The 25,902-nt window shown below is 55.9% G+C and carries 21 protein-coding genes; 9 read left to right on the forward strand and 12 right to left on the reverse strand.

What is annotated here, in order from left to right; all coding sequences use genetic code 11:
• The first annotated feature begins 1 nt into the window (after position 1).
• Genes cyoB through cyoE form a run of 4 tightly spaced genes read left to right on the forward strand, consistent with a single transcriptional unit; the run spans position 2 to position 3,870 of the window.
• On the forward strand, positions 2-2,041 hold the full coding sequence (gene cyoB, locus CXF87_RS06090; RefSeq protein ID WP_101145903.1) for a cytochrome o ubiquinol oxidase subunit I: 2,040 nt from the start codon (positions 2-4) through the stop codon (positions 2,039-2,041).
• Between the two features lie 5 nt (positions 2,042-2,046).
• Entirely contained in the window at positions 2,047-2,658 is a 612-nt protein-coding gene (gene cyoC, locus CXF87_RS06095) for a cytochrome o ubiquinol oxidase subunit III (protein ID WP_101145904.1), read from the forward strand.
• Position 2,659: 1 nt separating this feature from the next.
• On the forward strand, positions 2,660-2,989 hold the full coding sequence (cyoD, locus tag CXF87_RS06100; RefSeq protein WP_101145905.1) for a cytochrome o ubiquinol oxidase subunit IV: 330 nt from the start codon (positions 2,660-2,662) through the stop codon (positions 2,987-2,989).
• Positions 2,947-3,870, forward strand: a complete 924-nt coding sequence (gene cyoE / locus CXF87_RS06105) for a heme o synthase (protein WP_101145906.1) — start codon at positions 2,947-2,949, stop codon at positions 3,868-3,870. The genes cyoD and cyoE overlap by 43 nt, the downstream gene beginning before the upstream one ends.
• A gap of 88 nt (positions 3,871-3,958) precedes the next feature.
• Here the strand turns inward: cyoE and pta are convergent, their stop codons facing one another.
• Both pta and CXF87_RS06115 read right to left on the reverse strand, forming a co-directional pair.
• Complete coding sequence (gene pta, locus CXF87_RS06110) at positions 3,959-6,142, reverse strand: phosphate acetyltransferase (RefSeq protein ID WP_101145907.1); 2,184 nt, start codon at positions 6,140-6,142, stop codon at positions 3,959-3,961.
• The gene (locus tag CXF87_RS06115; RefSeq protein WP_101145908.1) at positions 6,139-7,323 is read right to left on the reverse strand and encodes an acetate/propionate family kinase; all 1,185 of its coding nucleotides are present in this window, start codon (positions 7,321-7,323) and stop codon (positions 6,139-6,141) included. Before CXF87_RS06115 ends, pta begins: the two co-directional genes overlap by 4 nt.
• 178 nt (positions 7,324-7,501) lie before the next feature.
• Here CXF87_RS06115 and CXF87_RS06120 point away from each other — a divergent pair, with 178 nt between their 5' ends.
• From CXF87_RS06120 to CXF87_RS06135, 4 genes are all read left to right on the forward strand, one after another.
• Positions 7,502-8,422 (forward strand): EamA family transporter, encoded by a 921-nt coding sequence (locus tag CXF87_RS06120; RefSeq protein ID WP_101145909.1) that lies wholly within the window; start codon positions 7,502-7,504, stop codon positions 8,420-8,422.
• A gap of 204 nt (positions 8,423-8,626) precedes the next feature.
• Positions 8,627-9,688, forward strand: a complete 1,062-nt coding sequence (locus CXF87_RS06125; RefSeq protein WP_101145910.1) for an HlyD family secretion protein — start codon at positions 8,627-8,629, stop codon at positions 9,686-9,688.
• The gene (locus CXF87_RS06130) at positions 9,678-10,787 is read left to right on the forward strand and encodes a DUF2955 domain-containing protein (protein WP_232774705.1); all 1,110 of its coding nucleotides are present in this window, start codon (positions 9,678-9,680) and stop codon (positions 10,785-10,787) included. The genes CXF87_RS06125 and CXF87_RS06130 overlap by 11 nt, the downstream gene beginning before the upstream one ends.
• Before the next feature lie 123 nt (positions 10,788-10,910).
• Positions 10,911-11,096: a CsbD family protein gene (locus tag CXF87_RS06135; RefSeq protein ID WP_101145912.1), complete on the forward strand. Its 186-nt coding sequence runs from the start codon at positions 10,911-10,913 to the stop codon at positions 11,094-11,096.
• A 119-nt stretch (positions 11,097-11,215) separates the two neighbouring features.
• Here the strand turns inward: CXF87_RS06135 and CXF87_RS06140 are convergent, their stop codons facing one another.
• On the reverse strand, positions 11,216-12,682 hold the full coding sequence (locus tag CXF87_RS06140) for a DASS family sodium-coupled anion symporter (protein ID WP_101145913.1): 1,467 nt from the start codon (positions 12,680-12,682) through the stop codon (positions 11,216-11,218).
• Positions 12,683-12,887: 205 nt separating this feature from the next.
• On the opposite strand from CXF87_RS06140, the gene CXF87_RS06145 reads away from it, so the two are divergent.
• On the forward strand, positions 12,888-13,967 hold the full coding sequence (locus CXF87_RS06145; RefSeq protein WP_035559355.1) for an NAD(P)-dependent alcohol dehydrogenase: 1,080 nt from the start codon (positions 12,888-12,890) through the stop codon (positions 13,965-13,967).
• Between the two features lie 189 nt (positions 13,968-14,156).
• Here CXF87_RS06145 and CXF87_RS06150 read toward each other — a convergent pair whose 3' ends face one another.
• The 9 genes from CXF87_RS06150 to CXF87_RS06190 form a co-directional block, all read right to left on the reverse strand.
• Positions 14,157-15,995 carry an esterase/lipase family protein gene (locus CXF87_RS06150; protein WP_157826475.1) on the reverse strand — a complete coding sequence of 613 codons (1,839 nt, stop codon included), beginning with the start codon at positions 15,993-15,995 and terminating at the stop codon, positions 14,157-14,159.
• Positions 15,996-16,166: 171 nt separating this feature from the next.
• A complete protein-coding gene (locus CXF87_RS06155) occupies positions 16,167-16,814 on the reverse strand; it encodes a TetR/AcrR family transcriptional regulator (RefSeq protein ID WP_045812156.1) in 648 nt (215 codons plus the stop codon).
• Positions 16,807-17,328 (reverse strand): universal stress protein, encoded by a 522-nt coding sequence (locus CXF87_RS06160; RefSeq protein WP_101145915.1) that lies wholly within the window; start codon positions 17,326-17,328, stop codon positions 16,807-16,809. Before CXF87_RS06160 ends, CXF87_RS06155 begins: the two co-directional genes overlap by 8 nt.
• A gap of 53 nt (positions 17,329-17,381) precedes the next feature.
• The gene (locus tag CXF87_RS06165; RefSeq protein ID WP_198556017.1) at positions 17,382-19,673 is read right to left on the reverse strand and encodes a DUF3141 domain-containing protein; all 2,292 of its coding nucleotides are present in this window, start codon (positions 19,671-19,673) and stop codon (positions 17,382-17,384) included.
• Between the two features lie 79 nt (positions 19,674-19,752).
• Complete coding sequence (gene phbB, locus CXF87_RS06170) at positions 19,753-20,499, reverse strand: acetoacetyl-CoA reductase (protein ID WP_035559361.1); 747 nt, start codon at positions 20,497-20,499, stop codon at positions 19,753-19,755.
• 4 nt (positions 20,500-20,503) lie between these two features.
• On the reverse strand, positions 20,504-20,821 hold the full coding sequence (locus CXF87_RS06175) for a hypothetical protein (RefSeq protein ID WP_041157795.1): 318 nt from the start codon (positions 20,819-20,821) through the stop codon (positions 20,504-20,506).
• 46 nt (positions 20,822-20,867) lie between these two features.
• Positions 20,868-21,992: an ABC transporter permease gene (locus tag CXF87_RS06180; RefSeq protein ID WP_101145916.1), complete on the reverse strand. Its 1,125-nt coding sequence runs from the start codon at positions 21,990-21,992 to the stop codon at positions 20,868-20,870.
• Position 21,993: 1 nt separating this feature from the next.
• Positions 21,994-24,762 (reverse strand): ribosome-associated ATPase/putative transporter RbbA, encoded by a 2,769-nt coding sequence (gene rbbA, locus CXF87_RS06185; RefSeq protein WP_101145917.1) that lies wholly within the window; start codon positions 24,760-24,762, stop codon positions 21,994-21,996.
• Positions 24,759-25,835 (reverse strand): HlyD family secretion protein, encoded by a 1,077-nt coding sequence (locus CXF87_RS06190; RefSeq protein ID WP_041157797.1) that lies wholly within the window; start codon positions 25,833-25,835, stop codon positions 24,759-24,761. The genes rbbA and CXF87_RS06190 overlap by 4 nt, the downstream gene beginning before the upstream one ends.
• Positions 25,836-25,902 lie beyond the last annotated feature (67 nt).

The following is a 25,902-nucleotide window of genomic DNA, read 5'->3' on the forward strand; positions in this document are numbered from 1 at the left end:
CGTGTTTGGAAAACTCAGTTTAGAGTCAATTCCCTACCACGAACCGATCATTATGGTCGTCGCGGCCTTCATGGCCATTGGGGGGATCGCGCTGTTAGGCGCGTTAACGTATTACCGTAAATGGAGCTGGCTGTGGAACGAGTGGTTTACCTCCGTTGACCACAAAAAGCTCGGCATTATGTACTTCATCGTTGCTCTGGTCATGCTACTGCGTGGCTTCTCGGATGCGATTATGATGCGAACCCAGCAGGCGATGGCCGCCGGGGGCGCCGCGGGTTATTTACCGCCCGAACACTACGATCAGATCTTCACCGCCCACGGCGTGATCATGATCTTCTTTGTCGCTATGCCCATGGTCATCGGTTTGATGAACTTGGTGGTGCCGCTGCAAATAGGCGCCCGCGACGTCGCTTTTCCCTTCCTGAATAACCTGAGTTTCTGGCTGTTTGCCGTCGCCGCGATCTTGGTCAATATCTCGCTGGTGGTGGGGGAGTTCGCCAAAACCGGCTGGCTGGCTTACGCGCCCTTATCGGGGATCGAGTTCAGTCCCGGGGTGGGGGTCGATTACTGGATATGGGCATTACAGATATCCGGGATAGGGACGACGCTCACCGGTATCAACTTCTTCGTGACGATTCTGAAGATGCGCACCAAAGGCATGACCATGTTCCGCATGCCGATCTTCACCTGGACATCGCTGTGCGCCAACGTGTTGATCATCGCCTCGTTCCCTATTTTGACCGCCACCATTGCGCTGCTGACGCTGGATCGCTACTTAGGCATGCACTTCTTCACCAATGATTTTGGCGGCAACATGATGATGTACGTCAACCTCATTTGGGCGTGGGGCCATCCGGAAGTTTATATCCTGATTCTGCCCGCCTTCGGCGTGTTCTCGGAAGTCATTTCGACGTTTGCCCGTAAGCGGCTGTTTGGTTACATGACCATGGTATGGGCGACGATTGCGATTACGCTGCTGTCGTTTATCGTCTGGCTGCACCACTTCTTCACCATGGGGGCGGGCGCTAATGTTAATGCCTTCTTCGGCATTATGACGATGATCATTGCCATCCCCACTGGGGTGAAAGTCTTCAACTGGCTGTTCACGATGTTCCGTGGCAGTTTGGAACTGACGTCGCCGGTACTCTGGACCCTGGGCTTTATTATCACCTTTACGCTGGGCGGTATGACCGGTGTGATGCTGGCCGTGCCAGCCGCCAACTTCGTGCTGCATAACAGCCTGTTTGTTATCGCTCACTTCCACAACGTCATTATTGGCGGCGTGGTGTTCGGCATGATGGCGGGCCTGACCTTCTGGTTCCCCAAAGCGTTTGGCTTCACGCTGAGCGAAAAATGGGGCAAGCGTTCATTCTGGTGCTGGTTCATTGGCTTCTATGTCGCCTTTATGCCGCTCTACGTCCTGGCCTTCTTTGGCGCCGTGCGCCGCATGCAGTCCTACGCGAACCCTGAGTGGCAGCCGTGGATGATTCTGGCCTGGGTAGGCGCGGTGATTATCATGATGGGCATCGCCTGCACCGTCATCCAGTTCTGGGTCAGCATCCGCGACCGCAAGCTGAACGCTGATGTGACCGGTGACCCGTGGGATGGCCGTACTTTGGAGTGGTCAACTTCTTCACCCGCGCCGTTCTACAACTTCGCGCGCTTGCCGGAAGTGGGTGACATCGACAGCTTCTGGTCGCAGAAACAGCGTAGCAATGAGCAGCTTGAAGAAGCGCCCTATACCGATATCCATATGCCGCGTAACACTGTTGCCGGGCCAGTGATTAGCCTGTTTGCCCTGGTGCTGGGCTTTGCCCTGGTGTGGCATATCTGGTGGCTGGCAGCGGTCGGTGCCATTGGTGTGATGGGTAGTTTTATTGCCCGAGTATTCAATGATGACGTCGATTATTACGTACCGGCCGCTGAAGTCGAGCGTATCGAACGTGAGCATCAACAGCGCGTGAAAAACTCCGAGTCCTATCAATCGGTTGCTGACGTTGAAAGAGCTGAACGTAAGCATCAGCGCTACGTGGAGGTTTAAACATTATGGCAACGGATACATTACACCACGGCGCATCACTCGAGCCCCATGAGCATCATGATGCCGCGGGCACCAAAGTGTTTGGCTTTTGGGTTTACCTAATGAGCGACTTGGTGATCTTCGGGTCACTGTTCGCTACCTACGCCGTACTGATGAAGGGCACGGCGGGCGGGCCGACGGCGGCGGATATTTTCGAGCTGCCGTTTGTGCTGGTGGAAACCTTCTTACTGTTGGTGAGTAGCTTTACCTTTGGTATGGGCGTACTGGCGATGAATGCCAATCGCATTAATCAGGTGAAGGCATGGCTTGCGGTGACGTTTTTACTCGGCGCTGCCTTTGTGGGCATGGAAATCTATGAATTCCAGCATTTGATTCACCAGGGGTATGGGCCGGATCGCAGTGCGTTTTTGTCATCCTTCTTTACCCTGGTGGGCACCCACGGCCTTCACGTGACCTTCGGGTTGATCTGGATCCTGGTGATGCTGGTGCAGCTCTCTACCAAAGGCTTGAACGATATGACCCGGCCAAGGATTTTGTGCCTGAGCCTGTTCTGGCACTTCCTGGATATTGTCTGGATCTGCGTCTTCTCATTCGTCTATCTGATGGGGGTACTGTGAGATGAGCCATTCTTCCTCTAGCTCAGCGAATGCCCATGGCAGCGTAAAGTCGTATGTGACAGGACTGGTATTGTCGCTGATACTGACCATTATCCCCTTTGCGGTGGTAATGAGTGGCGCGCTAAGCATACTCTCCACTGTTATAGTGGTGGCCGTGACGGCTGTGTTGCAAATATTGGTGCAGCTGGTCATGTTCATGCATATGAATACCAAAGCTGACGAGGGCTGGAATCTAATGTCCTTCGTTTTCACACTGACGATTCTCGTCTTAGTGGTAGGAGGCTCGCTGTGGATCATGCAGCATCTACATCTCAACATGATGATCGGCTGATTTCAGCACCTAGCCGCTGGCGGGATCTGCTTGAGCTGACTAAACCCGGCATTATCGGGGGCAACTTGATTGCGACGTTGGGTGGATATTTTCTTGCCGCCCAGGGGCAGTTTGAGTGGCTAAGCTTTGTCTCTGTCATGGTAGGGATTGCATTTATCATCGCGTCAGGCTGTGCGTGTAACAACGTGATTGACCGCGATATTGATGCATTGATGGCGCGTACGCGCCATCGCCCCCTGGTCAGAGGTAGCATTTCCATCACCCAAGCGCTGGGCGTATCGGCACTACTGGGCGTGACTGGCGTGGTGTGTTTAGCGCTAGGTACCAACGGCTTAACCGTCGCGCTGGCGGTGATTGGCTGGGGTGTGTATGTAGGGCTTTATAGCCTCTACATGAAGCGCCGCTCAGAGTACGGCACCCTGGTGGGCAGCCTCTCAGGCGCCATGCCGCCGGTGGTGGGCTACTGCGCGGTGACGGGGCAATTCGATAGCGGTGCGATCATGCTGCTGGTGATCTTCTGCCTGTGGCAGATGCCGCACTCCTACGCGATTGCGATTTTTCGCTATGCGGATTATCAACGGGCATCGATTCCGGTGCTACCGGTGGTGCGCGGCGTCAAAATGGCGAAACACCATATCCTGGGCTATATCGTGGCGTTTATTCCTGCCTCGCTGGCGCTGGTGTTAGCCAGCCAAGCGGGCATGGGGTATCTCTGCGTGGCGCTGGTGATGGGCGGTTACTGGCTTTACCTGGCACTGCGCGGCTATCGGTTAGACGACGATGTGCGCTGGGCCAAGAAGGTGTTTGGTGTTTCCATACTTACCATCACCGCGATGAGCTTAGTCATGGTGCTGGAAGCAATGGTGCCGATGTGGGTTTAGCCCTCTCATACCGTTAAGCCGTTAATAAAACGCCCCAAGCAGACAACTGCTTGGGGCGTTTTTATTGGGTAGGGAAAGTTTCTGTAACTCAGCGTTCCCGCTGGCTGGCCTGAATAGCCGTCAACGCAATGGTATAAACGATATCGTCGACCAGCGCGCCTCGGGAAAGGTCGTTCACCGGCTTGTTCAACCCTTGCAGCATGGGGCCAACGCTTACTACGCGGGCGCTACGCTGCACCGCTTTGTAGGTGGTATTGCCGGTGTTGAGGTCGGGGAACACAAACACGGTGGCTTTACCTGCCACCGGCGAGTCGGGGGCTTTCTGTTTGCCCACACTCTCGATGGCGGCGGCGTCGTACTGTAGCGGGCCGTCGATGGCCAGGTGCGGCGCGCGCTCTTTAGCAATGCGAGTGGCTTCGCGGACTTTATCCACATCCGCACCGGTGCCGGAGTCACCGGTGGAGTAGCTGATCATGGCCACTCTGGGCTCGATGCCGAAGGCTTCAGCGGAGCGGGCGCTTTGCAGGGCGATTTCCGCCAGGGTTTCAGCGTCCGGGTCGGGATTAACCGCGCAGTCGCCGTAGACCACCACCTGCTCGGGCAGCAGCATAAAGAAGATCGACGAGACTTGGTTATACTCCGGCGCGGTTTTAATCAACTGAAAGGCGGGCCGCACGGTGTTGGCGGTGGTGTGGACGGCGCCGGAAACTAGCCCGTCGACTTCATCCAGCTGCAGCATCATGGTGCCAAGCACTACGTTGTCTTGCAGCTGCGCTTCGGCGGTTAGCTCGTTGAGCTTGCCACGACGACGCTCGACCATCGGGCCGATATAGCGCGCGCGGCTGCTTTCGGGATCGATGATCGTCAGCGCTTTGGGCAGCGTGAGTCCGCGGTTACGCGCTACGTTTTCGATATCGTCACGCTTACCCAGCAGCACGCAGTCGGCAATGCCGCGGCGCTGGCAGATAATGGCCGCTTCTACGGTACGTGGCTCATCACCCTCTGGTAGCACCACGCGCTTTTTAGCCAATTGAGCGAGTTTAACCAACTGATGGCGAAACGCTGAAGGCGAAAGGCGGCGGGTATAACCGCTGCTCAGGTGGGCTTTCAACCACTCAAGATCTATATGGGCGGCGACGTAACGAGCCACCTGTTCGGCGCGCTCGAAATCGTCCATAGGGATTTCGGTGCTTAACTGGCTGAGGTTCTGTGCCGTGGTCAGGCTGTCGGTCTCTACCGCCAATACCGGTAGGCCCGTTTTGAGCGCGGGGCGGCACATTTCAATCATGCTGTCGTTAGGCATAAAGCCGTTGGTCAGCAGTACGCCCGCTAGCTGAATACCGTTCATGGTCGCTAGCGCTGAGGCCAGTACCACATCGTCGCGGTCACCTGAGGCGACTACCAAGCTGCCAGGAGTGAAAATATGCAGGGCGTTGGCAGCACTGCGTGCGCAGAGGCTGGTGGAGAGCACCCGGCGGCTGGCTGCCTCGCCTTCGTTCAGCAGCTTGGCGTTAAGCGCTCGGGCCACATCCAGGGTGCGCAAGGCGCTAAGGGTTTTGCTGTAAGGCACCACGCCAATCAGATGGAATTTATCGGTTGCCAGGGCAGGGGAGTACTGGCGTAGCTCAGTGAGTACCGACTCTTCCAGCTGCGGTTTGAAGGTGCCCGGCGCGGCAGAAAGATCGTCTTCCTGAGCGTAAGGCAGGTTCTTCATGCGCATCAAAATGCCGCCCAGGGTGCGGCTGGAGCTAACCCCGCCAAAGCTGCGTGCGTGCATATCAAGCTGTTCGGCCAGTGCCTGGGGCTCGTTTAAGTCACCAGATCCGACAAGAATAATCCGCGCATTCAGCGCGTCGGCGAGTTGGGCATTGGTTTGAGTCGCATAGGTGGTGTGCTGTGTGGGTACTACGCCCTCTACCACGACTAAGTCTAGGGTGCTGCCATCGCGGTGGGCCTGCTGAACGACTTGCTCATAGAGTTCGACGGCGTTCTCCATTAGCTCATCGGTTTGGTCGTCGCGCAGCAAACGCTCCAGGCGTGCCTGGGAAATCGGCGACGGCGGGCGCTGGTTAAGTGCCCGGGAAACCAACGCGGTTGAGCGATCCAAACCTGGGCCGTTCAGCTCGTTCTGCATAAACGGCTTTAAAAAACCGGCTTTGAGGCCGATGGTATCCAGCGCTTGAATCAACCCCAGGCAGGCCGAAGTAAGCCCGACGCCCTGGCTGGTGGGCACTAGTAGAATAGCTTGTGGCTGTTCGGGGGGAAGCGTCATGCATTTGACTCCAAGCAGTGACGAGTTTCCATGGCAATACGCCCCTCTTCATCGGTAGGAATCACCCACACCTGGGGGCCTTGGTGACCAGCGCTATCCAACTTGCCCTCTTTGCCACGGATAGTCGCTTCGTTCGCGTCGTTATCCAAGGCAAAGCCAAAGTGGGGCATAAGCGACAGCACACGGCGACGCACAATAGGCGAGTTCTCACCGATGCCACCGGTGAAAATAATCCCATCAAGCTGGGGCAGTGCGCAGGAGAGCGCCGCCAGCGATTTAGCAATCCGGTAGCAGAATACTTCCACCGCCAACTGCGCAGCGGTGTGCCCCTGTTCAGCAGCCTCTTCAACTTCGCGCATATCGTTGGTCAAGCCTGACAGTCCCAGTAGGCCGCTCTCTTTATTGAGCACGTTGTCAATTTTGTCTAACGACCAGCCCAGTTGGCGGTGCAGATGGGCGTGCAGGCCGGGGTCAACGTCGCCACTGCGGGTGCCCATCACCAAGCCTTCCAGTGGCGTCAGGCCCATGCTGGTATCCTGGCTTTGATTGTTCCAAACCGCGCTGGTGGAGCAGCCATTGCCAAGGTGGGCGGTCAGCCAGCCGCCTGCATCGCGGCCGCTCAACTCGCCTGCGCGCTGGCTAACGTAAGCGTGGCTGGTGCCATGAAAGCCATAGCGGCGAATGCCATGCTCAGCATAGAGGCTTTCAGGTAGGGCGTAACGGTACGCTCGCGGCGGCATGGTTTGGTGGAAAGCGGTATCAAACACTGCCACCTGGGGCAACTCAGGAAAAACATTTCGGGTCGCCGCAATACCCGCTAAATTCGCTGGGTTGTGCAGTGGGGCAAGCGCTGCGGTGGTTTGGATAGCCGCGATAACATTGTCGTCAATAAGGGCGGCTTGGGTGAAGTGCTCACCACCATGCACGATGCGATGGCCCACCGCCGCTGGCAGGCGACCCTCCATGCGCTCAAGTATGGCATTCAGTGCTTGGGTATGGTCAGCGCCTGGAAGTGGCTGATTAAAACGTTCCCCTGCGCTGTTTTTGCCTTTTAAACGCGCCTCCTCGCTACCTAGGCGCTCTGCTATGCCCTCAAGTCGCGGTGCCTGAGGATCAGCATCAATCAGCGCGTATTTGATAGAAGAAGAGCCGCAGTTAATGACCAGCACCGGTGCGTTCATAAAAACCTTTCCACTAGGAGGTTAGTGAGCAAATGGGTAGACTTTAGTTTAACATGCTGCGCTGCGGAAAAGCAGCGCCAGTATTTCGTTAGCCTTCTATGCAAAAGCTTGGCATGCTGGATTCTTTACCTATCTACTTACACCCACTCTAGACCTTCTAACGAGCCATACCGTTCCTATGTCAGCATCCCCATTGCCCAAACTATTGCCGCGTCATTTAGCGATTTTGCTAATGATGACCGTCGCCACTATGTTCGCCGCTAACCACGTGTCGGCGCGCTTAGCGTTTGATAATGGCACGGGGCTGCTGCTAGCCGTTTTAACCCGTTCAGGAGTGGCTTGCCTAATCCTGCTAGCGCTGGTCATCGTGCAGCGAAAGCGCCTATGGCTGCCCGCTGGCTCATGGCCGTGGCAGCTCTCGGTGGGGCTGCTGATTGCGGTTCAAAGCGTCAGTTTATACTCGGCAGTGGCAAGGCTGCCGGTGGTGATTGCGCTACTGCTGGTGAATACCTTCCCGATTCAATTGGCCCTGCTCAGTTGGGCGCTGGGTGGTCCGCGCCCAACGCTGCGTAGCTGCCTGATTATGGGCACGATTTTAATCGGCTTACTGGTGGTGCTGGATATTCCCTCATGGATTGCCAGCGCCGATGGAATGGGGCCGGGTTGGATAGCAGGCATTGGGTTTGGGCTATTGGCGGCCTTCGTATTTGCCTGCGCGCTGTGGGTTACCGAGCACCGCCTCGCCGGGGTCGGCAGCACCCTGCGCAGCCTGTTGACCATGCAGACGGTGTTTATCGTCATGCTCATTGGCGGCATCGCCGGTGTGGTGCCAGGGGGTATGAGCCTGCCGGATAACAGTACCGGCTGGCTAGGGCTGACGCTGCTTGGTCTGCTGTATGGCTCGGCGTTTTCGACGCTGTTTATTTTTGTGCCGCGACTCGATATGGCACGCAACGCACCGGTGATGAATATCGAGCCGGTTGCCTCCCTGGTGCTGGGTTACTTCGTGTTGGGGCAAATGCTTAGCCCCGGTCAGTTGGTAGGTGGGGCAGTCGTGGTTGGCGGCATTGTCGTGCTGAGTTTATCCAAGGGGCGGTAAATATCACCGTGAGATTTATTCGATATAAAGCCCTGTAGCTAAAAATTGGCTATGGGGTTTTTATTTTCATCATTACAACATCTATATTGTTAGCGCGCTAATTAATTGTTAGACTAAAGTCCCCTATGCGATTCCCTACACGATACGTGCCCGTTGAGAGGCGCTGGCCAGGTAGTTGCCTGGTGGCTAACAAGTGAGCTCTGCATGACCCCTGATCAAACATTTGCCCGCTGGGTGAAGGTAGCCCTTGCTGCCTTTGTAATGCTTTTTATCTATTTTCTGGTAGCCGATAGCTTTATGCCCATGACGCCGGAGGCGAGGGTGATGCGGCCGGTAACGCGTATAGCGCCCGAACTCAGCGGCCCAGTGAGTGAGGTGCTGGTGAGTGATCATCAACATGTGGCCAAAGGTGACGTGCTGTTTCAGATAGACCCGGCGCCGTTTCGCTTAGCCGTTGAGCAGGCGGAGCTTAACCGCGAACAGGCCGGGCGAGAGAATGCCCAGCTGGAAGCAGAGCTAACCTCTGCACAAGCGGAGCTGGCGTCTGCTGAGGCGACGGCTGCCGAGCGGCGGGGTGAACTGCAGCGTGCTGAAACTCTTGTGGCGCAGCAGAGCGTATCGCGCCAACAGTACGAACAGCAGGTGGCCGCTGAGCGCACCGCTCAGGCTAGCGTAGCAGCAGCCAGGGCTAAAATCGTCAGCCTGGAAGTGCAGTTGGGCGATGCTGGTGAGACAAACCTGCGTTTGCGTCAAGCAGATAATGCGCTCTCGCAGGCACAGTTGGATCTTGCCCATACCCAGGTGCGCGCCGCGCAAGCCGGGCGGGTTGCCAATCTGCAGCTAGGTGTAGGTGACTTCGTTCAGGCGGGGCAGCCAGCGGTAGCGGTAGTGGCGGATGGGATAGATATCATTGCTGATTTTCGTGAAAAAAGCCTGCGCCATGTGGCTCCCAGCGATGCCGCGCAAGTGGTGTTTGATGCCTGGCCGGGTCAGGTATTTGATGCGCAAGTGCTTGCCATGGAGGCCGGTGTTCTCGAAGGGCAGTTGGCCGCCAATGGTCAGCTCGCCGATATTTCCACCACCGACCGCTGGGTACGCGATGCCCAGCGTATGCGCGTACACCTAGCGCTTACCCAGCCAATCGTGAATTTATTACCCAGCGGTGCACGCGCCACGGTGCAGCTTCAGCCCGGTGATACTGCCTTGGCGAAGCCATTTGTGTGGTTACAGGCGCATCTGATCAGTTGGCTGCACTATGTTTATTAAAATCAGTTCTAGGTCTATAAAAAATAGGCTTCCCAGATTGCGGTCTTCGAGCGTAGCGACAACTAAGCGCAAGCCCGAACTCTCAAAGAATGGCCTGCGTCAGTGCTTTAGAGTCGCCGGGGGTGGCTTGCTAGGATTTGTGGTCAGCCAATTGATGGGGTGGAACTACGGGGTGTTTTTTACCGTTTTTCCGATGTTTTTACTGGGTATGGTGCCGATTCTTAACGGCCATATCATTCGCCAGTTTTTAGCTAATATATCGATCAACGTGCTCGAAGTTAGTCTGGTGGTGGGCTTGCTCAAGCATATGCCGGTAGTGATGACTTTGGCCGTAATGGGCATTTTTCTATTTCGCTTTAACCTGATGGCGAAGGGGCCACTGTTTCTATTTGGCGCCAATGGCGTACTGACGCTCAGTATTTTGCTGCACTTTGCCAGCTACACCAATGTGGACTTGAGCGATTTACTCGCCTGTAATCTCGTCGCCAGTGGTCTGGCGGTATTTATTGCCATGCTGATGCATACGCTGTTTCCCGACGTGGAAGCACGCAAGCCGCCGCCACGGGTTACCAAAACATCCTCGCAAATTCGCCATGAAACCTTAATGGGTGGGTTAACTGCCACGCTCTCATTTGTGGTGTTTCAGGTATTCGATTTGCAGGGCTCACTGTCTGCGCAAATGGCCACCATTCTGGTGCTGTTTACGCTGGGCTACTCTGGAGCGAAAGTATCAGCCGCCAAGCGAGCGGTAGGAACGTTGTTAGGGTGTAACTTGGCGCTACTCATGCAGCTACTTCTTTATACCCAAAGTCACCATTTTTTGCTGGTGGTGTTGCTCTACTGGCTGGGGCTCATGCTCTTCGCTCGGGAGCATATTCATGAAGGCGGTGGCTCGGGAATCGGCTTTGGCGGGATGACCACCCTGGGGATTCTGTTTGGCCAGTCGCTGGGCCCGCAGCAGGACCTGGTGTATAGCGCCCTCTATCGCTTCTCTTCGATGAGCATTGCTCTGGTCCTTACACTGCTGACCTTAGCTTGCTTGCATTTTGCGTTTAACCGCTGGACGCCTACGCGTTTACCCGCGAGCAACTTGCCATAAATTAATTAGCGCAACTTTTTTAATAAAGGCTACTCTGATGAATGTGTCGACGTGTGATTAGCCGTGTTACTCGCACCTTTCACACACGGCGTTTTCCCTACTAACGGATTAGAGGTGTTCGTCATGACAACTGGTAAAGATGATAAAGCTAAAGGAACGGCCAACAAAGCAGCAGGTAAAGTGAAAGAAGCCGCGGGCAAGGCAACCGGTAGCACCAAAACTGAAGCCAAAGGTAAGGCCCAGCAGGCGAAAGGCGAACTGCAAAAAGGCAAAGGCGACGCCAAGGAGAGCCAGAAAAAACAGCGCTAATCATGTAACACAGATACCAACAGGGGGCTTCGGCCCCCTGTTGGCGTTTATGCGGTCTGGAAACTCCCGTTTCTCATCTTCAGCGCTGAAGCATTTGGGAATAGCCTGGAGAAGTGTGTTTAGTAGTGACCCAGTAATTTCCACCACAAACCGCCGACAACTACCCAGATCACAAGATTGACCACGCTCATAATAAAGCCTGCTTTCCACCACTCGCCCAGCGTTAGGTAGCCCGACCCAAAAATGACAGGCGATGTGCCTGTGGCGTAGTGAGTTAAGGTCATCATGATGGAGGAGGTGGCGGCCATGATAAGCACAAACGGCATGGGCGGAGCGCCGAGTGTTAACCCAACGGTAAGAAAAGCAGCCATCATGGCAGTAATATGTGCGGTGGTGCTGGCAAAGAAGTAGTGAGTGTAGAGGAAAGTCAGCACTAACAGGGCCGATGCTCCCATCCAGCCGATGCCCATCATGGTGATCCAGTTCTGCATATTGGTAGAGAACCAGTCGATCAAGCCGGTCTGGTTGAGCTGGGTAGCCATCATGATCAGGGCGCCGAACCAGAGTAGGGTATCCCAGGCGTTCTTTTCTGCTAGCACATCATCCCAGGTTAATACGCCGGTCAGTAGCAGTATCGATAGCCCAATAAACGCCGAAGTGGTGGTGTTGAGGGTTACCGAGTCACCTAGAAATAGCGCCGGGATATCTGCCCACAGCAGCAATAACACTAAGAAGACAAACAGCATAATGCCTTCGTCTCGGCTGAGTTTACCCATTTCGGCAAGTTTATCCCGAGCCATCTGCGTGGCGTGGGGTGTCTGTTTAATATCCGGCGGATAAAGCAGGTAAAGAATATAGGGCATAGCCAGTATAGCGACCAAACCAGGAAGTAGCATGGCGAGCGCCCAGGTCATCCAGCTCAGTTGGATTTCCGCCCCTGTAGCGATGGAAATTAGCTCCACGGTCAGTGGGTTGGGAGCAGTGGCAGTGACAAACATTGCTGAAGTAATCGGGTTGCTGTGATAGTTCACCAGTGCCAAATATTTGCCGATTTTGCTCGAAGTGCCGTCTTCCGGCCGTGAATCAAAACCTTTAGCAATAGAGCGCATGATGGGGTGCATGATTCCGCCGCCGCGAGCGGTATTGCTGGGAGTAACCGGTGCAATGCAAAGCTCTGAAAACGCCAAACTATAGCCGATCCCCAGCGTCTTCTTGCCGAAGATGGAGATAAAATAGTAACCGATGCGGGCTCCTAGCCCTGTCTTGATTAGCCCCCGAGAGATCATAATCGAGATGGCAATTAACCAGATCAGCGAGTTGGAGTAGCTGCTTAACGCATCGTTAATCGCGGTACCTGGGTTGTCGCTGGTCACCCCGCTCGCCGCCACAATCGCAATGGCAATAATTGAGATGGCCCCTATGGGCATTGCCTTACCAATAATCGCGGCAATCGTCCCCACGAAAATTGCCAGCATCAGCCAAGCGTCCGAAGTGAGACCCTCCGGCAGTGGAATAGCCAGCCATATCAGTAGAGTGATCGCCACCGCAATAGCGGTTGGCAAGGGCTTGAAAGGTAGCGTCGGCATCGTGGAACCCTATAGTAAGTAGGTGGCTGCGGTACGCTCACAGGCAATAAAGCAGTGCTTGAGTGGCTACTTAAGTCTAGAGCGGATGGGCGCTTGGCAACTTGCCTCACGTCAATTCGAAGCTTGATCTAGCGCAATCATTTCCGCTTCCAACTATGCCTTAATGGTGAGGTGCCATTGACTCCCCTCACTGAGGAAGCGACCCATGCCTACCATGATGAAAGCGGCCATCTTCGTTGAACCCGGCCGTATCGAAATTGACGATAAACCCATCCCCGAGATTGGCCCCAACGATGCCCTGATGCGCGTGACCACCACCACGATCTGCGGCACCGATATCCATATCCTGAAAGGTGAGTACCCGGTGGAGCGTGGCCTGACCATTGGCCATGAACCCGTGGGCGTGATCGAAAAACTGGGGGCCAACGTAAAAGGCTACCAGGAAGGCCAGCGGGTAATTGCTGGCGCCATTTGCCCCAGCTTTACTTCTTACGCCTGCCAGGATGATTGCTGCTCACAAGATGGCGGCCACCACGGCCACGGGTATAAACCGATGGGCGGCTGGCGCTTTGGTAACACCATCGATGGTGCCCAGGCCGAGTACCTGCTGGTACCGGATGCCCAGGCTAACCTATCGCCAGTGCCGGATGGCCTAACCGACGAACAGGTGCTGATGTGCCCGGACATTATGTCCACCGGTTTTGCCGGTGCCGAAGCCGCCGGTATCAAAATCGGCGACACGGTGGTGGTCTTCGCCCAAGGGCCGATTGGCCTATGCGCCACGGCGGGGGCGCGGCTGCGTGGGGCCGGGATGATCATTGCGGTAGACGGGGTTGATGAGCGTTTGGCCATGGCCAAGCAGATGGGCGCGGACGTAACGCTGGATTTCCGCAAGGTGGATGTGGTCGAGGAAATTCTCAAGCTCACCGGCGGGCGCGGCGTCGACTCCGCGATTGAAGCGCTTGGCCTGCAACAGACCTTTGAATCCGCCCTGCGGGTGTTAAAACCCGGCGGAACGCTCTCCAGCCTGGGCGTTTACTCCCAAGACCTAACGATTCCGCTGAGCGCTTTCTGTGCTGGCCTCGGCGACCATAAGATTATCACTTCGCTATGCCCCGGTGGTAAAGAGCGCATGCGCAGGCTGATGAGCATCATCGACGCCGGTCGGTTGGATCTTGGGCCCATGGTCACCCACCGCTATGCGCTGGAGAATATCGTCGAAGCCTACGATCTCTTCGCCCACCAGCGAGACGGCGTATTGAAAGTGGCGCTTGAGGTCTCCTGAGGTTCAAAGCTAAGATTGATGTTCAGCAGCAAGGCTGTTCTTCAGTAGGAGGTGTGCTCAGCTCACGCCTCCTGGTACAGTACTCTGCTTTTGTGGCGAAATTTCTCCGCCCGTTCTTTTATACCTGTCATCATTGCTTATCTGCGCAGAGCACTAGGCAGTGGTGGTAAGACGCAGCTGGGTTGAATTTCAATTACTATATTCGGTTAGGTCTTGATGCAAGATACGCCTGATTTCCAGAATCGCTTGGGCCGTTTCCTGGACGCTGTGCCCAGCGATAAACACTTTTTCTGATATGGCTCCCGGCAAATGTGCGCTGGCGTACGGCACTATCCCATCATCTGAAACCTCTAACGGTACACTGGTGTCACGCTGGGCAATGATAGAATGGTAGTGAACTTGAGGGGAGATAGGCAGATTGGCCGTTGCTCTAATGAACGGATCTGCCTCACTCAAATTATCGATACTGTTGGGAAGGCGCAGGTATGCCCCATCTGATTCGGCGTCAGTATTAGCCAGAGCCCTGATGACATCGTCGAACTCTTCCAGCAAGGTGAGTGGTAGACGAACGAAACGAGAGACTGCTCTCCCTAGACGATTACCGGCCACCGGTGTGCCGCGATGTGGTGCTGCGATGAAAATTGCTCGTTTTATCTCTGGTAGCGATTCGAAACGTAGTAGGGGAGCTAGGCGTTGTTGGGCGAGTTGCCTATGTGCCTTTGGCAATTGGCGTTGTTCCACGAATTCGCTCCACAACCTACCTTGGCTAGAAGAGACCATCAGGCGTGCCAATACACCCCCCATGCTATGGCCAATTAGAACGATACCTTGTGAAGCCAGCGTTTCTGTGGTGGGATCAAGTTCCAGTAGTGTTTCATTCACAGTGCGTCGTATCGCCGTATGATTAATCGACAGTGGCATATTGGTAGGGTAGTAGATTTGCCATACCTGAAAATGTTGCCGCAGGCTCTCATCGCCCAGCACTTCATTAGCTACATTTACCCAGGCTTCGGGACTACTGCCAAGGCCATGCAGCATGAGGATGATGCGTCGCTCAGGATCGAAGGGCTGCATCATATAAAGGTGTGGTCGGTTGATACCTTGGCTGTGGCCTAGCAGAGAGCGTATGGCCTGACGCGAAAAGCCTGAATGCGCCAGCCATAGTCCATAGCCCGCAGTGAAATTTGCGGCTAGGGGAATCTGTTGCCCATGCAACTGTATGCTGTCGTCTTGGTAGGGGTCTCTTACGATCACCTCTAGTGATTGAGTCGATAGCACCTGAGCCAAATCCTCACCGGAAAAATGGATTAGTGCGGTGAGTGCCGGAAAAGGCATTTCGCTATAAGGTCGAGCGCGATGAAGCGCGAGGCTATCGTCTAATACCGCGACCAGTTCGGCACCAAAGCCGTCACGGCGATAAGTGCTACGCAAGCCGGAAAAGACCAGTGAAGATGCTGGAACTAGGTTCTCGGGTAAGTCGATGTCGCCGGCGAAGCGTACGCCGGTGAGATCGGTTGTAACCTTCCAGCCAGAAAGCCTAGGCGTATCCAAAGAATAGGAGCGGCTTTTATCTTCAATGGCTGAGAGATTCTGTTGAAAAAGCCCTGAAACAATCTGTTGAACTGAATAGTTATAATAGTCGCGTACTTGTATCTGACGATCTTCGAAGGCGCGTTCCCCAGGAGATCGTTCGGAGAAAAACAAGTAAGCATAAGCATGTCTGGCAACCTCAATCCAAGCGTAAATGTCAGCCTCGGTACTCGGGATATCACTTGATGATCCTGCTTTTGACATCGCTTCTTGAAGCCACAGCTCTGCCAGTGCGGAAAGTCTGCGTTCTTCAGCTATGCCAGCGGTGCTGGATAATATATCTACGCAGTTTTGGGAGTGCTCACGGCATCTCCCTTCATCCAGCCCGATAACTTTGATGGTTTCCTGGGTAGCTGCGCTTAGCTCGCCACTGGTAAGCAGGTCTCCGCGTTTAAGCGCGATATACTCACCAGGGCTAAGCGAAGAGACGCCAACCATGGCACAACCATTCACTATTAGGATAATAAGTAGCGTGTTGAGTAAAGTGATAAGCTTAGCTGGTTTCACAACGACACCTTATTAATCGGTCATGTGGCGCTTTCGGGGCGATTTTTAGTGAATGAACTTTACCTACAGTTAACGGTGATTTGGGAGTCAACCATCAGTTGATCATGGTGCTAAGAATTCATGCAGCATTCGCAAATGGGCTCGGCGCAGCGAGCCAACGGTGGCGGCGGCAGTCGCTTCATCAAAAATCATTTGCCAAATGGCACCATATAGCGCTGGTGCCATTAGCAGCGCTGCGTCTTCAAGGAAGGCGCTGTGACGAAGATGCCCTTTATCGGCTGCAGTTTTCAAAATGGCCTGTTGTTCTGCGAGGTATTTGTCAATTACCTCCCTGCGCCAAAAATCAACAAGATGAGGGATGCGTCGGCTTTCCGTCATCAGCAGCTTCAGCATAGCTATGACATCTGGATCACTCAGTTGGCTATAGAGGTGATCAATAAAGGATTCGATAGCTTCGCTCAGGGAGTCGCCGCCGCTGAGCACCCACTGCTGATTGTTGAACCTTGGTGTCAGGCGTTTTAATAGTAGTGCTTCAAATATCGATTCCTTGCTCTTGAAGTGAGCATAGAGGCCGCCTTTCGAGAGTTCCGCCCGCTGAGCAATATCCTCCATGCGGGCAGAGGCGAACCCGTGTTGCGAAAACTCGTACAAAGCCGCACAGAGGATCTGCTCTATACGCACATCGGGGGGGAGTCGGCGATGTTTGCGAGCTTGTTTAGTAGGAGAGGAAGGCAAGGTGCAGTTACTCATCAGTTGGTTGCTTTAATGCGGCACCTTTTATCATTTCTTTGTCTAGAGTACGAGAAATTGCTTGTGTGTTTACGTCTCTGACCAGCATGACGGGCACCGGCGCAATACGTGCCACTTGCTCGGCGTCGCTGCCGAGGAGAAGTCGTTTCATGCCACGTCGGCCATGGGTGCCTAGAATTATCAGATCGAACTGGCACTTAGCTGCGTGATCCGCAACGTGTTCTGATACTCGTTTGCCCTCGGCCTCGACAAGTACTGTGGTGACACTGAGTTCTTGGGCTTCAAGCTGTATCCGAGCGTTGTCGAGCAGATCATTGCCGACTTTCAGAAAATAGGGTCTGACTTTTTTTATATAGGCGCGCGGGCTTTCGAAACCATTGGAGTACTCCATTGCATTAACCACATGTAGTAGCTCGATGCTGGCTCCCGTCAGCTTTGCTAAATAGTTTGCCTGTGCCAAGGCTAAAAGTGAGGTGCGGCTGCCGTCTATAGGTACCAGCAATTTGGTGTACATGGATGACTCCTAAGTGAATACTTCTAATATAAGTCAGGCACGAAGCTTGGCGGTTATGGCTCTCCAGGCTTGGCAGTGTTATTTTCGTTCGACCTTCCTAGGCTGCGTTTACCTGCTGTGACGATGGCTTCCTGTTCATGGGCTGCATCGTCGAACACCTTCAGCATTTGCGCTAAGCTTGCCTCTTCTTCTGGCAATAATGCTTCCGTGGCGGTCAGCATCTGCTCAAGAAGCCGCGCCTGATCGCGTATCTCGTTCGCGGCGCTGTCCGCCAGCAGTCGCGGGATGGCAGCGGTTGCAGCATCAAGATCAAGGCGCATCAGGTTGGCCTGGCGACGTACTAGCTGTCGGAATGAGGCCATATCTAAGTGGACTAGATAGTCCGGCTGTTGCAAGCTGGCCGCTAGATTAAAGCGGCGCTCGTCGGCTTCGCCACGAAAGCGGCTGACGTAGAACAGTGCGCGGATACTGGCTTCAAGCAGGCCTCCCTGATAAATTCCGGCGCGCAGCCGCTCAATTTCTTCAGCAACGAAAGTGAGATGCTCGGGCGAGACCCCAGGATGTGTACGCGGGGGGCAGTCATCGGCAGATAGCCCTGCCATGGCTTGTACCCACGGCGATCCATAGACTACGTTGAATATTTGTTCGTAAGCGTTATCGCGCCGTTTCCTCCAATGATCCAACGCAGAGATCACGGTATCGGAATAGGCTTGTTGCCACTGCAGGAAAGGATTGTCTGCCGCTACTGGTTGGCGTGCTGCGAGGATTTTCTGTGCATATTCAGCCACTGTCAAAGCCATCGGGTTGCGGCTCGACCAGTGTTCGTAAGAGAGACGCAACGGATGTACGCTCTGCAGCCATCGTGCCGATTCGGGAGTAGTCCAGGTACGTACCCAGGGCTGAACGAACTGGCGATAAAGACCTAAGTTAATTCGCGATATATGGTTGACTGCGGCGAATTTGCGGTCGTTCTCAGCATCCACTTGCACAATCTGGCTCACATCCTCGACGCTGCGCCGCTGGATCGACATCACATAGTCACCCTCGACGAGTTCCGCAAGGGGCATATCCACTCGCTTATCCTGAATCTGCGTCTGGTAGATACCGGCGGGTAGCACATCAATTAAGTCGATATTGTTGGTGAATTCGCGGTGCTCTTTGCGGCCGACGCTGCCCGAAACAAAGATGCCCAGATGTCCAATGTTATCGTGCGTGGCATAGACAATGGTTTGGTCGTGGCTGAGTACTTCATCATCATCGCGATAGAGGTCGGTGATCCAGCCCAGTGCCTGCGGCGGTGGCGAGATATTGTCGCCGTTGGAGCAAAAAACCACGATGGGCGAGCGGATATTGCGCAAGTCCAGGCGAATACCTTCGGAGGTTATCAGTTCGGAACTTGACAGCCGATTGCCGATGAAAAGGTTGTCGACGATGTATTGCATCTCTATATCGTTGAGGAATACGTAGCCACCCCAGTATTTTTCGAAGCCCAAGTAGCGTGTTGCCTCACTGTCGGCATTTGCATACAGATTGTACTGCTTGCCCCATAGTGTGTTGGCCGGATTGAGGTTCTCGAAGTTCTGAACCAGGTAAGCACCATCGAAGCGGCCATTGCCCAGGTCGCTAGCGAGTGCGGTTAGCCAACTGCCGCCGAGCAGACCGCCAGCGTAGCGCATCGGATTTTTGCCTGGCCAACCCGCCCAGTACGACACCGGCGTACCAGCCACGATGATGGGCCCGAATAGCTCGGGGCGAAGGGCTGCGGCCATCAATATCTGCCAGCCAGCCTGGCAGTTGGCGACCACTGCCGGCTTGCCCTCGCTGTGTGGATGAAGTGCGATGACTTTCTCAAGGAAAGCGACTTCGGCGAGCACCACATCTTCTATTGTCTGACCGGGCTCAGGGTCGGGGCCAAAACCGATAAAATAGCAAGGATGTCCTGCGCTGAGAGCAGCGCCAACCTCGCTTTCGGCCTTAAAGCCGCCGATGCCGGGGCCATGGCCAGCACGCGGGTCAACCACGACGAAGGGGCGTTTGCTTGTGCTTGGCGCGGGGGGAGAGCCCTCTGACAGCAGAATGCGCGCCAGCCCATAGTTGACTGGGCGCGGCAGCTCATGGCCAGATATCACTACCTCATAGGGAAAGTCGAGCACGTGAGGAGCGTCATCCTCAAGGTGTGCTTGGTACTGATCACCACGCTGACGCATCACATCGGCGTAGAGTATCGAGCGTTGCCATGCATCGGTTGTGTAGCTTAGCGCGGCAGCTACATAGTCTTGAGCCATGCTCAATAGTGGCCATGCGTCCGTATACCAGGGGCGATCATTGGAACCTTCGCTTGCCATGAGAACTTCTCCTGCGTGAGTGCGAGAAAATACCGGACGGGATAGACGACATGGCCACCCATCCCGCTAGGCCGCATGTTCAAAACATATGCTGGCCGCCATTCATTGCCACGTTGCTGCCGGTCATGAAACCGGCTTGTTCGCTGCAGATGAAGGCGACCAGCGCCGCTAACTCGTCTGGTTTGCCTAACCGCCCAACCGGGATCTGCGAGATCACCTTCGATTCCAGTATCTCCTTAGGAACCGCTAGCACCATCTTGGTCTCCAGGTAGCCGGGTGAGACGGTATTGACAGTGACACCCCGCTTTGCCACTTCCATTGCCAGCGACTTGGTGAAACCGTGGATGCCGGCCTTCGCCGCGGCGTAGTTGGTCTGGCCAAACTGGCCCTTGGAGCCGTTAATCGAAGAAATATTGACGATACGGCCCCAGTTGCGCTCGACCATACCTTCGCAAAACGGCTGGGTTACATGGAACATCGAGTCCAAATTAGTTCGCATCACTGCATCCCAGTCGACCTTGGAGAGCTTCCGGAAAGTGGTATCGCGAGTGATGCCAGCGTTATTGATCAATATGTCGACAACGGTGCCTTCGGCTTGGATATCGTTTGCGAGTCGCTGGCAGTCGTCAAAATCGGCCACATCGACAGAGTAGGCAGAGAAGTGGTAGCCCTCACTGGCCTGCTTCTGCAGCCAGGTCTGGACATGGTCGTTGTTTGGCGAATGGGTGACGAGAACGCTATGCCCTGCATCGTGCAGAGTTCGGGCGATGCTTTCACCCAGGCCACCCATACCGCCGGTGACCAGAGCTGTGTGCTGATAAGTCATCGGTTCAATCTCCTTTATTTGTTGTACCCGGATCGTCTTGCGAACTGGCGGTTAACCAGTAGAGTGCTGGGGAGACAACGCTGACAGTCTCAATCAAGGCTTTTCCCGTTTGTACCTGCCAGGCTTGCATCGTATCGAAGAGGCCAAGCAGCAGAGCGCTCTGATTATCAAAGATCTGCTGCATTGGGGGGCCGCCAGCGAAGGGTTGTGTACCCAATTCGTACCATGTCTGCTGACTTTTCTGCACTAGCGCTATCGTTTGTTGGCAAAGGTTCTGATTAGCTTGATAAAGTGCCAGAGGTAAGATGGTATTGTGGTTCATTGTATATTCCTTCTGGTGTGATGCGCCGATGTGCGCGCGGGTTGCATCAGGCCATCTGGCTGATGGTCTTGCGAAAGCGAGAGAGCGAAATGGCGAACAGAGCGCTGCCAATGACTAACAGTGTCAGAAACTGTCCCCATACAACGTCGATGCCGGCACCGCGAAACAGAATGGCCTGGCTTAGCTCGACGAAGTGGGTTGTGGGTGCCAGCAGCATAAGGTTCTGGACGACCTCGGGCATGCTCTCGCGGGGCGTGGTGCTTCCTGAGAGCATCTGTAGGGGTAGCAGGAACAGGATCATCAGCATGCCGAACTGGGGCATGCTACGGGCCAGCGTCGCCAGGAAGATGCCCATTGAGGTGGTGGCAAACAGGTGCAGGGCCGCGCCAGCCAGAAACAGTGCAACCGATCCCTCTATCGGCACTTGAAGCAGGCCGCGTACGACGAAAGTCAGCGATAACGTCACCGCTAGCAACACCACAACCCCCATCGACCACACCTTGGCCAGCATGATTTCGGCAGGGGTCACTGGCATCACCAGCAAGTGCTCGATGGTGCCGTGCTCGCGCTCGCGAATTAGTGCCGCGCCAGTGAGGATGATTGAGAGCATGGTCACGTTGTCGATGATCGACATCAGTGAGCCAAACCATGCTTGGTCAAGGCCCGGATTGAAGCGCGCTCGTAGTGCCAAGTTGACTGGTGGGATGGTGCTTGCGCGGTAGCGGCTTACGAACTCATTGATCTCGCCCATGACGATCTGCTGTACATAACTATTACCCGAGAAGGCCTGGCTCATGCGCGTGGCGTCGATATTGAGCTGAATGTCGGGGCCGCGTCCGGCCAGCACGTCGCGCTGAAAGTTGGCGGGAATAACCAGTACGAAGGTGTAGTCTCCCGCATCCAGACCCGCATCCATTTCCTGGAAGGTGATGATTTGCGGGTGCACGAACTGTGGTGGGTAGAAGGCCGATACGATACGCGTGGAAAGCGGTGAGTCGTCTTCGTCGACGATAGCGATAGGAGCGTTGTTCAGCGTCTCGGGCATTGCCGTCGCGGAAGTGTAGACCGAAGCAGTGAACACATAGACGATCAGCACCAGCATTATGGGGTCACGCAATAGACTCCAGAACTCTTTGACGCCCAGGCGATAAATGTTTGCAATCCTGCGCATCTCAGCTCTCCTGCTTTTTCAGTAGGGCGATCGCCATGCCCATGATCACCGGTACCGCCAGCAGCATCGGCAGGAACGACCCGATAAGGTCACCTAGCCCTAGGGACTTGCTGAATACGCCGCGGCTAATGGTGAACATGTAGCTGGCTGGATAAATATTGCCGATGAAGCGTCCGGTGCCTTCCAGCGACGAGACCGGATCGGTGAGGCCCGAAAATTGGATGGCGGGAATCAGCGTACCGATCATAGCGAAGAACATAGCGGCGATCTGGCTGTGGGTGATGGTCGAGGCCAGCAGGCCCATGCCGGTGGCGATGATGGAAAATACCAGGGCCGACAGCGCTAGGGTCGGGAAGCTACCGGTGATCGGTACGCCGAACAATGTGATCGCCAGCCCGGTCATCAATAAAAAATTGACCATTGCCAAGCCGATGTAGGGAATTTGCTTGCCGATCAGAAACTCGGCGCGGGTGACCGGGGTGACATAAAGGTTGATGATTGAGCCCATCTCTTTTTCACGCACCACCGAGAGTGCCGTGAGCATTGCTGGCAACATCAGCAACAGCAGTGGAATCACGGCAGGAACCATTGCTGGCAGGCTCTGAATGTCAGGATTGTAGCGGTAGCGGTTCTCGATATTGGCTGCTGCTGCGCTGACGGCGGTTCCGGATTGCCTTGCTTGCGCCAGCAGCCACTGCTGGTGGATGCCCTGTACGTAGCCTTGCACGGTTTCGGCGCGTTGAGGCATGGCGCCGTCGATCCATGCTCCGATCTCGACATTGTGGCCACGCTTTACATCACGACCAAACCCGGGGGGAATTTCGATTGCCAGGGACAGCTCCCCGCTGCGCATACGTCGATCCAACGCGGCATAGTCTGAGATAGGCGGGCGCTCTCTAAAGTAATGGGGCGATCCCGAGAGGTTCAGCGCGTAGCTCTGACTTAGCGACGTCTGGTCGCGGTCAAGGATGGCGTAGCTGAGCTCCTCCACGTCCATGCTGATGCCAAAACCCATAACGAACATCAGGATCAGCGAGCCAACCAGCGCCAGGGTCGCACGCACCGGATCGCGGCGTAGTTCGAGAGTTTCGCGCCACATGTAGCTGAGCATCCGCTGGAGACTGAAGCGTCGATGGCGTGTTGTGTCGTGATGAGTCTCTGCGGTGACGAGCGGCGTATCCGGGGCATCGCTGGCTTTTTGTGGTGAAGTCTCCTGCGCGGAATTCTCCTGATCGGCGCCAGCTTCGAGCAGGTAGCCGATGAAGGCTTCTTCCAGGGTCGCCGCACCGCGTTTCGCTACCAGTGCTGAGGGGGTATCGCTGTCGAGCACCTTCCCTGCGTGCATCATCGACATGCGGTCGCAACGCTCGGCTTCGTTCATGAAGTGGGTGGAGATGAAGATCGTCACGCGGTCGCGGCGCGACAACTCAATCAGCAGGCGCCAGAAGGCGTCGCGGGCGATGGGGTCCACGCCGGAAGTGGGTTCGTCAAGAATCAGTAGCTCGGGTTTATGGACCATTGCCACCGCCAGGGAGAGACGCTGACGGATGCCCAGTGGCAGGCTCTCCGGCAGGGCGTCGAGCGCCTGCTCGAGACTGAACCGTTCGACCATCTCGGCGACCTTTGCCGATATGTCATGTTCTGCGATCTGGAACAGGCGCGCATGCAGCACCAGGTTCTGACGTACGGTCAGTTCGCCGTACAACGAGAATGCCTGGGACATGTAGCCAACCCGGCGACGCGTGTTAATGTCGCGGGGATCCACTTCCTGGCCAAACAGCCAGGCTTGGCCCTCGCTGGCGGGTAGCAGCCCCGTGAGCATCTTCATGGTGGTCGACTTACCGCAGCCGTTGGAGCCGAGAAAGCCAAAGATCTCGCCACGCCGGATGCGGAAGCTCACATGGTCGACGGCGATGAAGTCGCCAAAACGCATGGTGAGGTCCTTGGCCTCGATGGCGACTTCATTGTCATCCTGCGCCAGCGGCGGGATGTGCACCGGCGCATAGCCGCGCTTTTTTTCTTCCGGCAACAGCTCGATGAACGCCATTTCCAGGGAGTCGCTGTGGGTGCGTGCAAGTAGTTCCTGCGGGGAGCCGGTGGCAAGTATTTTGCCGGCGTCCATAGCCACCAACCAGTCGAAACGCTGGGCTTCGTCCATGTACGCGGTGGCGACCAACACACTCATCTGCGGGCGGTCAACACGAATGCTTGCAATTAACTCCCAGAATTGGGCGCGGGCCAGCGGGTCCACGCCGGTCGTGGGCTCGTCGAGAATCAGCAGGTCGGGGTCGTGAATCAGCGCGCAGCAGAGTCCGAGCTTCTGCTTCATGCCGCCAGAGAGTTTGCCAGCGGGTCGCTCGAGGAAGGTATATAGCCCGGTGCTGCGGGTCAGGTCGTCGATACGCCGCCGGCGTTCACCGGCTCCGTGGCCGAATAGTCGGGCGAAGAACTGCAGGTTCTCCTCCACCGAGAGCGTAGGGTAGAGGTTCTTACCTAGCCCTTGTGGCATATAGGCGATGCGCGGGCCAACTGAGTTACGGTGGCGCTTGTCGCTCATGTCGCCGCCCAGCACCTTGATCACACCCTGTTGCACGGCACGAGCGCCAGCGAGCAGCGACAGCAGGCTGGATTTGCCGACGCCATCCGGGCCAATCAGCCCGACCATACAGCCGGACGGCAGTGCCAGATCCAGCGCGTCCAGGGCTATGGTGCGGCCGTAGCGTAAGGTGAGCGCGCTGACTTGGGCTACGGGTTGCGTCTTCTCGCTCATGGGGTGACGTTGACCTCTAGGTGGTCGGGCCAGGTGGCGTCATCCTCGAGCTTCAGGTAGGCCATGCCGGGCAGGCCTGTTTTGACCTGCTCGATATGCTCAAGCAGCAGCTTTGGATCGATCTGGGCGCGCACGCGGAACATCAGTTTCTCGCGTTCGCTCTCGGTTTCCACGCTCTTGGGGGTGAACTGGGCGACGCTGGCCACGAAACTCACCCGTGCCGGGATCACGAAGTCAGGGGCAGCATCCAGCACCAGGCGTACCTCGTCACCAATGCCCACCCGACCAGCATCTCGAGTGGGCATAAAAAAGGTCATGTAGACCTTGGTGAGGTCGATCAGGTTGAGTACCTTGCCACCGGCACTGAGCACCTCGCCCGGTTCGGCCACCCGGAGCTGTACACGGGCCAAGCGGTCGGCTTTGAGCTCGCTGTCGTCCAGGTCGGCCTCAATGCGCTGGATCGCGGCAAGGGTGGCTTCTATCTCTGACTCGGCCTCAATGACCTGGGATTCGGAAGCGCGGATGGCGGCCTGAGCGGAGAGTACTTGGGCATTGGCTGAGGCCAGGGCGGCCTGCTGGCTCTGGTAGTCGGCCAAGCTATCGTCGAACTGCTGGCGAGAGATGGCGTTGCGCTCCACTAGGCTGGCTGAACGCTCGTAGCGCTTGCGAGAGGCGTTTAGTTCTGCCTGGCGCTGGTTGACGATGGCTCTGGCGGTTTCCAGCTCGCTCTGGCGCATGGCTACCATGGCTCGAGCTGTCTCCAGGGCGTTTTCGGCCCGGCGGGACTGTGCGCTGGCCTGAGCCAGCTCAGCCTCCAGGGTGGCGGTATCCATACGGGCGACCACTTGGCCTGGATCGACGAACTCACCTTCCTCGACCAGTACTTCCTCGAGGCGGCCAGCGACCCGGGTGGCGATGTCGATCTCGGTGGCTTCGATGCGCCCATTGCCTTGGGTGATGCCCTCGCCTAGGCCCTCCGGCTGCAGTTCCCACCAGGTCAACCAGGCCGCGATGCCTATAACAACTATGGCTGCCAGGCCCTTGAACCACTGTCTTTTACTGCTGAACTTCATAATGTTGCATCCTCGGTTGGCGGATGGCCAGACGATTGATGAGCAGCTCAGAGGATGGGCCAGGGCC

This window comes from Halomonas sp. MES3-P3E, from assembly GCF_002836035.1.
Taxonomy (GTDB): domain Bacteria; phylum Pseudomonadota; class Gammaproteobacteria; order Pseudomonadales; family Halomonadaceae; genus Vreelandella; species Vreelandella arctica.